Here is a 13,359-nt window from a genome sequence, read left to right as displayed (position 1 = left end):
TCAGCGCGAACGCCCGCGAGCGCTCGCACGGCCGGGCGAGGTCACTGCCGGGCGAGGTCGACCTCCTCGAGGACCGACCCGAGCTTGTCGGGGTTGCGCACCAGGAACAGCCGCGTCACCACGCCGTCCTCGACGAGCATCGTCCCCACGCCGTCGCGGTGCCCGGCGATGACGAACTGGATGGCCGGCGAGCCGTTGAGCCACACCGGCACCAGCTCGAGCGTCTCGGGCGTCACGGCGGTCAGGAAGCGCAGCACCTTGTCGCGCCCGAAGATCGGGTTGAGCGCGGCCTGCACCTTGCCGCCGCCGTCGGTCATCAGCACCACGTCGGGCGCCAGCACGTCCATGAGCGACTGGAGGTCGCCGGTCTCGGTAGCGGCCCGGAACCGCTCGATCACCGCGTCGCGCTCGGCCGCGGTGACCGACGCCCGCGGCCGGCGCTCGGCCACGTGCGCGCGGGCGCGGCTGGCGATCTGGCGCACCGCCGGCTCCGACTTCTCGACGGCCTCGGCGATCTCGGCGTACGGCACGTCGAAGACCTCGCGCAGCACGAACACCGCGCGCTCGGTCGGCGGGAGGGTCTCCAGCACCAGCAGCATCGCGGTCGAGACGCTGTCGGCGAGCTCGACGTCCTGGGCGACGTCGGGGGTGGTGAGCACCGGCTCGGGCAGCCACGTCCCGACGTAGTCCTCGCGGCGGCGCGACAGCGTGCGCAGCCGGTTGAGGGTGAGCCGGGTGGTCATCCGGACGAGGTAGGCGCGCGGCTCGCGCACCTCCTCGACGGCCACGTCGGCCCACCGCAGCCAGACCTCCTGGAGCACGTCCTCGGCGTCGGCGGCGGAGCCGAGCATCTCGTAGGAGACGGTGAAGAGGAGGTTGCGGTGCCGGGCCCACTGCTCGAGGGGATCGCTCGTGCTCACGTGGCGATCGTGCCAGCCTGGGCGAGCGGCAGCTCGCAGACGTCGCTGAAGCCCTGCGAGGCGAGCCCCATCGCCGAGTTGAACCGCGACCGCTCGTTCTCGACGGCGACCATCATGGTCAGCTCGACGACCGCGGCGTGGCCCAGCCGGTCGTCGAGGGCGGCCACCATCTCGTCGGTGACCTCCGGCGGCGTCACGGTCATCGCCTCGGCGTAGGCCATCACGTCGCGCTCGAGGTCGGTGAAGACCTCCGACTCCCGCCAGCGCGGCACCTCGCGGACCTTGGCCTCGTCGAGGCCCTTGGTGTGCGAGATGAAGTAGCCGAAGTCGAGGCACCACGAGCAGCCGATCACGGCGGCGCTGGCCATCTCGGCGTACGCCTTGAGGTGCGGGTCGAGCGCCGTCCACTTCCCGATCTTCTGCTCGAAGCCGAAGACCGCCTTCATCACCGGCTTGTTGTGCCACAGGAGGTAGGCGTTGTCGGGGACCTGGCCCCACATCCGCTTCGCGACGCGGGTCATCAGGGCGCCGTAGGCCCCGTCGATCGTGGCCCGGGGGATCCGGAACTGGCTGGGCATGTCATCACTCCATCTGCAGCGTGGTGGGTCGGACGCCATGGAGACACCGGCCGGCTCCGGGTTGTGACAGGTCGGAGGCGGCAGACTGGGGAGGTGGACGTGGACGTGGACGTACGGGTCGGGTTGTGCGGCTGGACGGTGTCGCAGGCGTCGTACGCACGCCGCTTCCCCGTGGTGGAGGTCCAGCACACGTTCTACGAGCCACCGGCGGACGCCGTGCTGCACCGGTGGCGCGCCCAGGTGCCTCCCGGGTTCGAGTTCACCCTCAAGGCCTGGCAGGTCGTCACGCACGAGTCCGGCAGCCCGACCTACCGGCGCCTGAAGCGACCGCTCCCGGAGAGCGCCCGCGGGCAGGTCGGTGCGTTCCGGACCACTCCTCCGGTCCTCGCCGGCTGGCAGCGGACGCTCGAGTGCGCCCGGCTGCTGCGCGCGACCGCGGTGCTGCTGCAGTGCCCGCGGAGCTTCCGCCCCACGGTCGACAACGTCCGCCGGCTGCGTGCGTTCGTGTCGCAGGTGGACCGCCCGGCCGGTCGGCTGCTGTGGGAGCCGCGCGGCGAGTGGCCCACCGAGCTGCTCGTCGAGCTGTGCACCGAGCTGGACCTGGTCCACGTCGTCGATCCGATGCAGGCCGAGACGGTGACGCCGGAGCAGACCTACTACCGGCTGCACGGCACCACGGGCGCGCGGCACGTCCACACCGACGACGAGCTGCGCCGCGTGAGGGACCTGGTCGACGGGCGGCCGACGCCCTACGTCATGTTCAACAACATGCCGCGTGTCGGCGACGCCGAGCGCTTCCTCACCCTCCTCGGTCACTGACCCCGCTGGTCGAGGCGGCCCCTCAGGTCGCGCGCAGGAAGGCGTCCACCGCGCGGGCCACCTCGAGGTGGACCTCGGCGGTGCGGACGGCATCGCGGGTGCCCATGCCGTGGTCGGCGTCCGCCACCTCGAGCACGTCGCACCCGGCGTCGGCGAGCTCGCGCGCCACGGCGACGTCCCAGAGCTCGTCGGCCGGCCCGCCGACGAGGAGCTGGCGGGCGGGGTTCGCCGCGATCGCCTCGGCCACCACCGGCTCGACGAGCAGCGGCGTGAACCAGATCGCGTCGAGCCCGCGCTCGGCGGCGTACGACGCGGCGCGGGTGCCGAGCGACTTGCCGACCACCAGCACGTGGTCGGCGTCCTCCGCGGCGTGCGCGGCCTCGACGTGCCGGCGCACCCACGCGTCGGGGTCCTCGTCGCCGCGGGTCGTGGAGTCCCACCAGATCTGCTGGACGGTGAACCCGTGCTGCAGCAGGGCGATGCGGGCGAACTCGAGGAGCGGCGCGCTGGGCGGGTAGGCCCGGCCGGGCGCGACCAGCGCGACCCCGCGGCTCGGCTTCGCCGGCTCCCACCGGGTCGGGAGGCCCCCGAAGGTCATGCCGGGCCCGCCTTCACGGCCCGGAAGTAGCCGAGCGCGCCGTGGAGCGTGAGCTCGACCTCGGCGCACCCGGCCTGGCGCAGCCACGTGCGGGCCTCGTCGGAGGTGCACATGGGGCCGAGGATCCCGGCGCGGCCGGCCACGCGGCGCAGCGGCTCGTAGCGCGCGCCGGTGTCGGTGAAGATCGAGCTGCCGGTGATCACCCCGCCGGGTGCCAGGACCCGCACCATCTCGACGACCGCGCGGTGCGGGTCGGGGAAGCAGTGCAGGCCGGTGAAGGTCGCGACGAGGTCGAAGGTGGCGTCGGCGAACGGCAGGTCTCCCACGTCCGCCAGGGTCGTCCGCACCTGGTCGGCCACGCCGAGGCGGTGGGCGGTGTCGCTCGCCCGCCGGAGCATGGTGGCGGAGATGTCGGCCGCCACGACGTCGAGGCCCTGGCCGGGTCGGACGCCGCGCAGCGCCACCCCGGAGCCGGTGGGGACGTCGAGCACCCGCGAGCCCGCGGGCAAGGTGCCGAGCTCAGCCGCCGCGTCGTGCAGCAGCGCGAGGTCGCTGCCGGTGCCGGCCCGCCAGGCGGCGCCGCCGACGCGCTCGTGCTCGACGAGCCAGGGGTACACGTAGGACCACAGCGGGTCCTCGCTCCAGCCGCCCAGCCCGGGGAGCCTCACGCCAGCAGCTCCTCGGACCGGAGGACCTGCTCGGGCACCCCGAACGCGTCGACCAGGTCGACGGCGAGCGGCCGGAGCTTGCGGCAGAGGGCGTTGACCTCGCGGCTGATCGCCTTGGACCGGGTGCTGGACAGGCGCCCGTGCTCCATGAACCAGGCGCGGTCGGCCTCGATGGTGCTCAGCGCGTGGAGGTCGCAGAGCAGGTTGAGGGCCACCTTGAGGTCGCCGTCGGGGAGGGCCGCGGTCCTCGCCACGAAGGCCTCGAGCACCAGCCGCTCGGTGTGCGCGCGGGCGGCGGCGATGACGTGGTCCTGCACGCGGGAGAACACCGCGCCCGGGTCGGCGCCCTGGTCGACGCCCCGCTTGAGCCGCCGGGCGACGCCGCCGATCATGTGCTCCTCGCGGAAGCGCAGCATGGCGAGCTGGTAGTTGGGGTCGAGGAGCCCCGCCTCCTGGTCCCACGTGTCGCCGCCGGGCAGCAGGTCGCGCACCGACTGGACGAGCTTGTGCACCGCGGTCCGCTCGACGACGGTGTCCACCGCGAGGCCGGCCACGAACCGGGCCATCCCGAGCTGGTCCATGTCCTCGAACTCACCGGCGTAGTCGGTGAGCAGGCCCTTGGCGACGAGCTGCAGCAGCACGTGGTTGTCGCCCTCGAAGGTGGTGAAGACGTCGGTGTCGGCCCTGAGGGCCGCGAAGCGGTTCTTGCTGATGTAGCCGGCCCCACCGCAGGCCTCGCGACACTCCTGGATGGTGCGGGTCGCGTGCCACGTCCCGAGCGCCTTGGTGCCCGCGGCGCGGGACTCCAGCATCCGGCGGGCGTGCTCGTCACTGCCCGGCTCGGTCGGACCGGGGCCGGAGAACACGTCGTGCAGCTGCCCGGCGACGACCTCCTGCGCGAAGTGGAGGGCGTACGTCCGGGCGAGGAGCGGCAGGAGGCGCCGCTGGTGCATGCCGTAGTCGAGGAGGACCTGCTCCTCACCGGAGGCGGTGGTCTCGAACTGGCGACGGCGCACGGCGTAGCGGGTGGCGATGGTCAGCGCGACCTTGGCCGCGTTGATGCCGGCGCCGCCGACGCAGACGCGGCCCTGCACGAGGGTGCCGAGCATGGTGAAGAACCGCTTGTTGGCGTTGTCGATCGGTGACAGGTAGCGACCCTCCGGCGTGACCTCGGCGAACTGGTTGAGCAGGGCGGTGCGCGGCACGCGCACGTGGTCGAACCAGAGGCGGCCGTTGTCGACGCCGTTGAGCCCCATCTTGGGTCCGCAGTCCTCGACGCGCACGCCGTCGAGGACCCGGCCGTCCTCGCGGATCGGGACCACGAAGGCGTGCACGCCGTGCCGCTCGCCGCCGACCTCGAGCTGGGCGAAGACGACGGCGAGCTCGGCGTGGGCGCCGGCGTTGCCGATGTAGTCCTTGCGGCTCTCGTCGTCGGGGGTGGTGATGACGAACTCCTCGGCCTCGACGTCGTACGTCGCGACGGTGCCGAGGGCCTGGACGTTGGAGCCGTGCCCGCTCTCGGTCATCGCGAAGCAGCCCATCGTGCGGCCGCTGACGAGGTCGGCGAGGTGGGCGTCGTGGTGCGCCCTGGTGCCGAGCTGGAGGATCGCGCCGCCGAAGAGGCCGAACTGCACGCCGACCTTCACCAGCACCGACAGGTCGCCGTAGGCGAGGGTCTCGAAGGCCGCGACCGACGCGCCGATGTCGCCGCCGCCGCCGTACTCCTCGGGGAAGCCCATGCCGGTCTGGCCGGTGCCCGCCATGGTCACCACCACGTCCCTGACGCGCTCGCGGAAGTCGGCGGTGGACAGCTGCTCCTCGTCGAGCAGGATCTGCGCGTGCTCGACGAGGTTGGCCCGCACCAGGTCGCGGACCTCGCGGTAGCGGCCGTCGAGCACCGCCCGCAGCGCGTCGACGTCGACCTCCGGCTGGCGGTAGCCCCTGTCGGTGGCGTGGACGGCGTCGTCCTCCACCCGCTCGATCGCGGGCGCCTCCGGCTCGACGGTGGGCATCTCGTCGGGGACCTGGTCGGTGGCCGTCTCGGCAGGCATGGCTCCCAAGGTAGCCATGCCGGTAGGTTCACCGCGATGAACGTGTCGGATGCCACCCCTCCGGGCGACGACCCGGGGACGATGGCCTACAACTTCGCGGTCGTCGGCGTGCAGAAGGGCGGCACGTCGACGCTGGCCGTCACCCTCAACCAGCACCGGCTGGTGTGCCAGGCGCCTGACAAGGAGCGGCACTACTTCGACGACGAGACCGTCGACTGGTCGGCGCCGGACTACGCCCGCGACTACACCGCGCCGCGGCGCGCGCCGGTCCACCGCCTGCTCGGCGACGCCAGCCCGACCTATCTCTACTGGCCGCGCGCGCTCGAGCGGATGCGGGCCTACAAACCGGACATGCCGCTGGTCGCGGTGTTCCGCGACCCGCTCGAGCGGCTGTTCTCCCACTGGGTGATGCTGCGCTCGCGCAACCTCGCCTGGCCCGACTGGCCCGACTTCCTCACCGAGTGGCCGCACACCTCGCTTCCCGACGCGGTGCCCGACGACGTCCGCACCATGCGGTGGCGGCACATGACCGGCCTCGCGCGGGGGTTCTACGGCGAGCAGCTGCAGCGCGGCTTCGAGCTCTTCGACCGCCAGCAGTGGCTGCTGCTCGAGCTGCGCGAGATGCTCGGCGACTTCGAGGCGACCATCCACCGCACCACCGACTTCCTCGACCTGCCGAGCTTCGAGCGCGTGCCGCCGCTGAAGAACTGGCACGCCGGGGCCGAGCAGGTCCCCGGCACGGCCCCGACCGCCGACGACCTCGCCCGGGTCGCGGAGGTCTACGCCAAGGACCTCGCCCTCTTCGAGGAGCTCTCCGGGATCGACACCTCGGCCTGGCCGACCCGGCTGGTGCTGGACGGGGAGCTGGACCCCGCCGAGCTGGCGGCGCGGTTCGGGCGGAAGGTGCGCTGAGCCGGGGGTGGGGGCTTGCCTGCTTGCCTGCTCCCTCGGCGGTCCCCGGATATCCGGTGACCACCGTGCTCACAGGTAGAGATCTCGACCTATAAGCACGGAACTCGGGTGCACAGTGCCCGCTACGGGCGGGCGAAGAAGTTGGGCGCGCGCCAGTAGTACATCGACTCCTGGCTGACGTTGCGACCGGTGCGCGGCGCGTGGATGATCTGGCCGTCGCCGATGTAGATCGCCACGTGGTAGATCGAGCTCGGGTTGCTCGACGAGCCCCAGAACACGAGGTCGCCCGGCGCGAGCTGGCTGGCGGCGATGCGGGTCGACTGGGTGTACTGCGCGACCGAGTAGTGCGGCAGCGTCTTGCCCGCGCGGGCCCACGCCGCGGAGGTGAGGCCCGAGCAGTCCCAGGAGTCGGGACCCGCGGCGCCGTAGCGGTACGGCTTGCCGATCTGCGACCGCGCGAAGGCGATCGCCGCGGACGCGTCACCCGCGGCCGGGACCGGGGTGGCCGTCGGCGTCGGCGTGGGGACCGGCGTCGGTGTCGCGGTGGGCGTGGGTGTCGCTGTGGGTGTCGCGGTGGGGGTCGCGGTGGGCGTCGGCGTCGCGGTGGGCGTCGGGGTCGGCGTCGCGGTCGGCGTGGGCGTCGCGCTCGGTGTCGGAGTGGGGGTCGGGGTCGGCGCTTGCGTCGGGGTCGGAGTGACCGTCGGGACGGGCGTCGGAATGGGGGTCGGCGTCGCGCTAGGCGTCGGCGTCGGCGTCGGCGTCGGGTTCACCGCCGGAGTAGGCGTCGGCGTGACCGTGGGCGTCGGCTGCTCCTCCTGCTCCTGCTGCGCGGCCAGCGCTTCGGCCTCGGCCTGCGCCGCCTCGGCGGCGGCCTCGGCGGCGGCCTCCTCGAGCGCGGACTGGCGGCGCTCGGCCAGGCGTACGCTGACGCCCTGCAGCTCGGCCAGCTCGGCGATGAGCGCGGTCTTGGTGGCGGCGATCGACTCGGCCTGCGCACCGGCATCGGCTTCGGCCGCGGCGGCAGCTGCGTTGGCCTGCTCTGCCTCCAGCTCCGCGGCCGCGGCGCGCTCGGCGGCCCGTGTCGCGGTCGCGGAGGTGACCTCGGCGACGGCCGAGGCGGCGATGAAGGCGTCGTACTGGTCGTCGAGCGCGTCGGAGGTGTTGCCCATCGTGACCGTCGTGTCGATGAGCGACTCGATGCCGTCGGCCTCGACCACCGCAGCGAGGCCCTGGACCTGCGAGGCCTCCTCGTAGGAGCGCACGACGGTGTCGGCGTACAGCTCGCGCTGGGCGTCCACGTCCTCGCGGGCCGACGTCGCCACCACGTCCGCAGCGCGGGCGTCCTGCCGTGCCTGCTCGGCCCGCCAGCGGGCGCCGTTGTAGGCCTCGGCGGCATGGGCGGCGGCGTCGCCGGCCGACTCGAGCGAGAGGTTGGCGCGGATCAGGTCGGCCTGCACGTCCGCCACGTCGCGGCCCTTGTCGGCGGCGTCCTGCTCGGCGGCGTCGACGTCGGAGCGGCTGGGCGCGGCGTCCTCGGACGCGTTGTCGGCGAAGGCGACGCCGTGGCCGCCGAGCGCGAGTCCGACGACCAGCACGCCCGCGGTCGCCCAGCGTGACGTCGTACGACGCGGCGCAGGTGTCGGGTCGAGCGGTGCGAACGGCACGGGTTCCCCTCAAGGGTCTCGGGACCGTGCGGCTTCCCCACCGCACGGTCAACTTCCGGCACGCTAGTCAACTTTCGTCACACTGGGAACTCTTTCCCCAACTATTTCACCTTCGTGCGGCGTGTCCGCTTGACGAATGACATCCCTATCATTCCGAACCACACCACTGTCATTCGCGGGGGCGGTCACCGGATATCCGGTGACCGCCGGGGTTACAGGCAGAGATCTCGACCTCGAAGCACGGAACTCGGGTGCAAAGCTCGGGCCGACCGAGGCCGAGCCCGCGTTGTCCACAGATCTCTCCAAGGCTGCGTAGCCGGCTCCGGCGACGGGCAGTCACCCCTGGTGATGAGACCACCGACCCCGCCTCCGACCGCCCGTGACCTGACCGGGCTCGTCCACCTCCGCCGCGACCTCCTCGCGAGCGGGATGAGCGACACCCACGTCGACCGCCTCGTCCGTACGAAGGTCCTCCGCCGCATCCGGTACGGCGCCTACGTGACCGCCGACGTCTGGGAGTCCTGCTCTCCCGAGGACCGGCACCGCCTCCTGGCGAGGGCCGTCCTGGCGCGTGCGCACGAGGCGACGGTCCTGACGCACGCCACGTCTGTCGTCGAGCGCGGCGTGCCCGTGTGGGGGTTCCCGCTCGACGTCGTGCACACCACTCGTGAGCACCCGGAGCGGGCCGGCAGGCGCCAGCAGGACTGGGTGCCGCACCGCGGCGTCCTGACGCCGGACGAGGTCGAGGTGGTCAACGGCGTGCTGGTGAGCAGCGCTGCGCGGTCGGCGTTCGAGGTCACCACGGTCGCCGGCGTGGAGGCCGCACTGGTCGTCGTGAACCGGCTGCTGCACGCCGGAGCGATGAGCCTCGAGGAGTTCGCAGCGCAGGTCGAGGAGCACCGGTCGTGGCCGGGGAGCCTCACCGCCCACGTGGTCCTGCGCCTGGCCGACGGGCGGCTGGAGTCGGTGGGCGAGGACCGGTTCAGCTATGTCGCCTACCTCTACGGCCTGCCGCGGCCCGAGCCGCAGGTCGTGGTGCGCGACGAGTGGGGCAACGTCGTGGCGCGCCTCGACTTCGCCTGGCCGGAGCTCGAGGTGTTCCTCGAGTTCGACGGCCGCGCCAAGTACGAGCGGCACCGGCTCCCGGGTGAGTCGCTCGACGAGTTCCTCATGCGCGAGAAGAAGCGCCAGGAGCTGGTCTGCCTGCTGACCGGGTGGGTGTGCCTGCGGGTCACGTGGGCCGACCTCGACCGGCCGGAGCTCCTGGCGACGCGCATCCGCAGGGTGCTGGCGGGCCGGGGCCTCAAGAGGGGCTGACCCGGAGTTCGCACCCGAGTTGCGTACTTCGAGGTGGAGACCTCTACCTGTAGGCACGGTGGTCACCGGATATCCGGGGACTCCAGACCCCAGAGCACCAACAGACCCCCGACCACCTACTCCACGTCGACCGGCACCTGGCTCGTCGTCGAGGTGGGATGGGAGGCCAAGCCCCGTCTGTCGAACTTCTGCCCGCTGGCGAGCCCCCCGAGCCAGAAGGCGAAGAGGGCGATGACGACCCCGGCGAGGTCGTCGGCGATGTAGTGCCAACCGAAGTAGAGGGTGGCGACGACGGTGATCGCGAAGTTGGCCCAGAAGATGATGTGGAGGACCCGGTTGCGCAGCGTGTACTGCACCATCAGCGCCACCAGCAGGGTGATGGCGACGTGCAGGGACGCGAAGCCGGCGACCGACTGCACGGCACCCTCCGCGCCGTCGCGGATCACGCCCTTGCGTCCGTAGAACAACGACTCCATCAGCGCGCTGGACCCCGTGGCCGGGAGGTCGACGTAGAGGTAGGAGTACTGGAAGCCGGGGCCGAGGGTCGGCAGTGCGTAGTAGGACGCCGTGCCGAGCGACCACGCCAGGCACTGCGAGGTGGCGAACCAGTAGCCGAAGGTGATGTTGCGCGACCACACCAGCCAGGCGGCGAGCGCCAGCGGGACGAGCGGCAGGAACCACAGGTAGATCGTGGAGAGGAAGTGCGCCGAGATGCCGGTGCCGAAGATCGTGTGGAGGATCGTCGCGGGCTCGTGGCCGAACATCAGCGCCCGGTCGACCAGGTGCAGCTCACGGTCGTACTTGTCCTCGCCCATGATGAAGGGCAGGAAGGACTTGAGGTTCCGGTAGCAGACGTAGGTGATGTAGAAGCAGACCAGGCCGAGGACGACCAGCACGATCCGCTCGCGGTCCCAGTGGGTGCGGATCCGCTCGCGCACGATGTCGGGCATCAGCGCGGGCTTCATCTTCGAGGCGTAGAGCGTCCGCGGGAGCAGGTCGAGCAGGAAGGCGCCGAAGACCAGCAGCGGCAGCCGCAGCCACGACGGGCCGAGGAAGCCCTCCGGGTCGACGAGGGGCCGGTCGAGCACCAGCGCAGCGGTCACCGCCAGCACACCCATGGTGGCGGCGACTCCCACGAGCAGGGCATAGGCCGGTCTGTACACGGGCGTCAGTCTAGGGACGGGTCAACCCCCGTCCCGGTCGGCAGGACGGCGAGCCGTGTCACGTCCACGCCCAGCCGGACCCGGTCCCCCGGCGCGGCGCGGCTGCCCAGGGGCGCCACGGCGTCCACGGTGCCCACGCCGTCGGCGACCACGACGAGGCGCACCTGCTCCGGCGTCACCCGCGCCGACTCGACGGCCGCCTCCACGGGACCGGACGGGTCGAGCACGAGGGAGGAGCGGCGTACGGCGACCGCGGGCGCCGCCGGGAGCCCGCCCGCTGCCAGCACGCGGGCGGCCGCCTCGCCGCGCAGGACGCGGGCGTAGCCGAGGAAGAGGGCCGTCTCCTCGTCGACCGGCGCACGCCAGACCTCGTCGATCGCCCCGCCCTGCACGACCCGGCCGTCGCGCATCACCGCGAGCCGGTCGGCCAGCGCGAAGGCCTCCTCGTGGTCGTGGGTGACGAGGAGCGCGGTGGTGCCGGCGGTGCGGAGGATCTCGCGCAGGTCGCCCGCCAGCCGCTCGCGCAGCGTCTTGTCGAGCGCGGACAGCGGCTCGTCGAGCAGGATCAGGCGCGGCTCCACCGCCAGCGCGCGGGCGAGGGCGACCCGCTGGCGCTCCCCGCCGGAGAGGGTGCCGGGCAGCCGGTCGTCGTAGCCCGCCAGCCCGACCAGCGCCAGCAGCTCGCGCACCCGGGCCGCGACGCGCGCTGAGGGCGTACGTCGCAGCCGGAGGGCGTAGGCGACGTTGCGGGCGACGGTGAGGTGCGCGAAGAGCTGGCCGTCCTGGAACATCAGGGCGAAGCCGCGCTTGTGGGTCGGCGTTCCGCCGAGGTCCTCCCCCGCCCACGACATCGAGCCCGACGAGAGCGGCTCGAGCCCCGCGACCGCGCGCAGGAGCGTGGACTTGCCGCACCCCGACGGGCCGAGGACCGCCAGCACCTGGCCGGCGGCCAGGTCGAGCGAGACCCCGTCGACGGCGACGGTGTCGCCGTAGCGGACCGACACGTCGCGCAGCGAGAGCGCCATCAGAACGCCCCCACTCCGGGCACGCGCAGCCGCTCGACGGCGACCATCACCGCGGCGGTGGCGGCGGCCAGCACGACGGACGCCGCCAGCGCCATGCCGTAGTTCATCTCGCCGGGGTGCCCGATCAGCCGGAAGATCACGACCGGCAGGGTCGGGTCGTCGTCGCGGGCCAGGAACGACGTCGCGCCGAACTCGCCCAGCGACGCGGCGAAGGCGAAGCCGCTGGCCGCGAGCATCGGCTTCCACACCACCGGCAGGTCCACGGTCAGCAGGGTGCGCCACGCGGACGCCCCCAGCGACGCGGCCGCCTGCCGCTGGCGGTCGTCGATGCCGCCGAGCACCGGCGTCAGGGTCCGGACGACCAGCGGCAGCGCGACCAGCGCCTGCGCCATCGGCACGAGCAGCGCGGAGTCGCGCAGGTCGAGCGGCGGCTGGTCGAGGGTGATGAGGAAGCCGAACCCCAGCGTCACGGCGCTGACCCCGAGCGGGAGCATGAAGAAGCCGTCGAGGGTGGAGCGGACGCGGCGCTCGGCGACCGAGTGCGAGCGGCGGGTGACGACGAGCGAGACGACGACGCCGACCAGCAGCGCCATCCACGTCGCGTCGACCGCGGTGCGGAGGCTGGTCACCAGCGCCGAGGTCACCGGCACCAGCAGCGCCTGGTTGTCGCCCGCGGTCGTCAGGGCGCGGTAGTTGTCGAGCCCCCAGCCGTCGCCGACGGTGAGCGACCCGGCCACCAGGGTGAGGATCGGCAGCAGCATCGCGCCGAGCACCAGCAGCGTCGCGACCACGACCGGGGCGTCACCGCGGCGTACGGCGCGCGCGGGGGTGGCCGTGCGGTGGGCCGTCGGGTCGGGCGTGGCGCGCAGCCGCGCGGCGAGGGCCAGGAGCCCGACCACGACGACGATCTGCAGCACCGACAGCGCCGCGGCGGCCTGGAGGTCGAAGATCGTCGTGGTCAGCAGGTAGATCTCGGTCTCGACCGTGGCGTAGCGGACGCCGCCGAGGGTCAGCACGATGCCGAACGCCGTGGCGCAGAAGAGGAAGACGATGCTCGCGGCGCCGACGATGGCCGGCCGCAGCGCCGGCAGCGTCACGGTGCGCAGGACCTGCCACGGCGAGGCGCCGAGGGCGGCCGCCGCCTGCCCCGGCCGGGGGTCGAGCGACTCCCACGCGACGCCGACCGTGCGCACGACCACCGCGACGTTGAAGAACACCAGCCCGCACACGATCGCGACCGGCGTCCCGTCGAGGTCGAGGAACCCCAGCGGCCCCCCCTCCCCCAGCAGCTGGCGGAACGCGACGCCCACCACGACCGTGGGCAGCACGAACGGGACGAGGAGGGCGGCCCGGACCGCGGCCCGTCCCGGCAGCGCGAGGCGGTGCAGGGCGTACGCCGCCGGGAGCCCGAGCACGACGGAGAAGAGGGTCGCGGCGCCCGACGTCCACACGGTGAACCACGCGACGCGGTGCACGCGCGGTCGCGCCAGGACCTCGAGCACGGCGCCCGGGGCGAAGCGTCCGTCGACGAAGAAGCCCTCGGCGACCATGCCGGTGACCGGGAGGACGAAGAGCACGCCGAGCACGAGCACCGGCCCGGCGGCGAGCAGCAGGAGACCGGCGATGCGTCTCATGGGGTGCGGT

The 13,359-nt window shown here is 72.9% G+C and carries 12 protein-coding genes; 3 read left to right on the top strand and 9 right to left on the bottom strand.

The features are described 5' to 3' along the window. Positions 1-41 precede the first annotated feature (41 nt). Both SHK17_RS02315 and SHK17_RS02310 read right to left on the bottom strand, forming a co-directional pair. Positions 42-920 (bottom strand): RNA polymerase sigma-70 factor, encoded by an 879-nt coding sequence (locus tag SHK17_RS02315; protein WP_322920957.1) that lies wholly within the window; start codon positions 918-920, stop codon positions 42-44. Further along, positions 917-1,498 carry a carboxymuconolactone decarboxylase family protein gene (locus tag SHK17_RS02310; protein ID WP_322920956.1) on the bottom strand — a complete coding sequence of 194 codons (582 nt, stop codon included), beginning with the start codon at positions 1,496-1,498 and terminating at the stop codon, positions 917-919. Before SHK17_RS02310 ends, SHK17_RS02315 begins: the two co-directional genes overlap by 4 nt. A 93-nt stretch (positions 1,499-1,591) precedes the next feature. Between SHK17_RS02310 and SHK17_RS02305 the strand changes: the two genes are divergently transcribed. Beyond that, entirely contained in the window at positions 1,592-2,317 is a 726-nt protein-coding gene (locus SHK17_RS02305; protein WP_322920955.1) for a DUF72 domain-containing protein, read from the top strand. Positions 2,318-2,339: 22 nt separating this feature from the next. Here the strand turns inward: SHK17_RS02305 and SHK17_RS02300 are convergent, their stop codons facing one another. The 3 genes from SHK17_RS02300 to SHK17_RS02290 are packed head-to-tail and all read right to left on the bottom strand — an operon-like array spanning position 2,340 to position 5,634. Further along, entirely contained in the window at positions 2,340-2,915 is a 576-nt protein-coding gene (locus SHK17_RS02300; protein WP_322920954.1) for an alpha/beta fold hydrolase, read from the bottom strand. After that, complete coding sequence (locus SHK17_RS02295; protein ID WP_322920953.1) at positions 2,912-3,583, bottom strand: class I SAM-dependent methyltransferase; 672 nt, start codon at positions 3,581-3,583, stop codon at positions 2,912-2,914. The genes SHK17_RS02300 and SHK17_RS02295 overlap by 4 nt, the downstream gene beginning before the upstream one ends. Next, positions 3,580-5,634, bottom strand: a complete 2,055-nt coding sequence (locus tag SHK17_RS02290; RefSeq protein ID WP_322920952.1) for an acyl-CoA dehydrogenase family protein — start codon at positions 5,632-5,634, stop codon at positions 3,580-3,582. Before SHK17_RS02290 ends, SHK17_RS02295 begins: the two co-directional genes overlap by 4 nt. Positions 5,635-5,670: 36 nt before the next feature. Between SHK17_RS02290 and SHK17_RS02285 the strand changes: the two genes are divergently transcribed. Further along, the gene (locus SHK17_RS02285; RefSeq protein WP_322920951.1) at positions 5,671-6,546 is read left to right on the top strand and encodes a sulfotransferase domain-containing protein; all 876 of its coding nucleotides are present in this window, start codon (positions 5,671-5,673) and stop codon (positions 6,544-6,546) included. Between the two features lie 122 nt (positions 6,547-6,668). Here the strand turns inward: SHK17_RS02285 and SHK17_RS02280 are convergent, their stop codons facing one another. Continuing rightward, positions 6,669-8,210, bottom strand: coding sequence for a C40 family peptidase (locus SHK17_RS02280; protein ID WP_322920950.1), 1,542 nt, complete (start codon positions 8,208-8,210; stop codon positions 6,669-6,671). Between the two features lie 345 nt (positions 8,211-8,555). Between SHK17_RS02280 and SHK17_RS02275 the strand changes: the two genes are divergently transcribed. Further along, on the top strand, positions 8,556-9,527 hold the full coding sequence (locus tag SHK17_RS02275; protein ID WP_322920949.1) for a hypothetical protein: 972 nt from the start codon (positions 8,556-8,558) through the stop codon (positions 9,525-9,527). A gap of 116 nt (positions 9,528-9,643) precedes the next feature. On the opposite strand, the gene SHK17_RS02270 is transcribed toward SHK17_RS02275, so the two are convergent. Genes SHK17_RS02270 through SHK17_RS02260 form a run of 3 tightly spaced genes read right to left on the bottom strand, consistent with a single transcriptional unit; the run spans position 9,644 to position 13,349 of the window. After that, complete coding sequence (locus SHK17_RS02270) at positions 9,644-10,690, bottom strand: phosphatase PAP2 family protein (RefSeq protein ID WP_322425120.1); 1,047 nt, start codon at positions 10,688-10,690, stop codon at positions 9,644-9,646. 5 nt (positions 10,691-10,695) lie between these two features. Next, positions 10,696-11,715 carry an ABC transporter ATP-binding protein gene (locus tag SHK17_RS02265; RefSeq protein WP_322920948.1) on the bottom strand — a complete coding sequence of 340 codons (1,020 nt, stop codon included), beginning with the start codon at positions 11,713-11,715 and terminating at the stop codon, positions 10,696-10,698. Next, positions 11,715-13,349 carry an ABC transporter permease gene (locus tag SHK17_RS02260; protein ID WP_322920947.1) on the bottom strand — a complete coding sequence of 545 codons (1,635 nt, stop codon included), beginning with the start codon at positions 13,347-13,349 and terminating at the stop codon, positions 11,715-11,717. The genes SHK17_RS02265 and SHK17_RS02260 overlap by 1 nt, the downstream gene beginning before the upstream one ends. Positions 13,350-13,359 lie beyond the last annotated feature (10 nt).

This window comes from Nocardioides renjunii (genome assembly GCF_034661175.1).
Lineage (GTDB): Bacteria > Actinomycetota > Actinomycetes > Propionibacteriales > Nocardioidaceae > Nocardioides > Nocardioides renjunii.
Note: the sequence above shows the minus strand (reverse complement) of the source record. Positions and strands in the feature narration are given on the sequence as shown.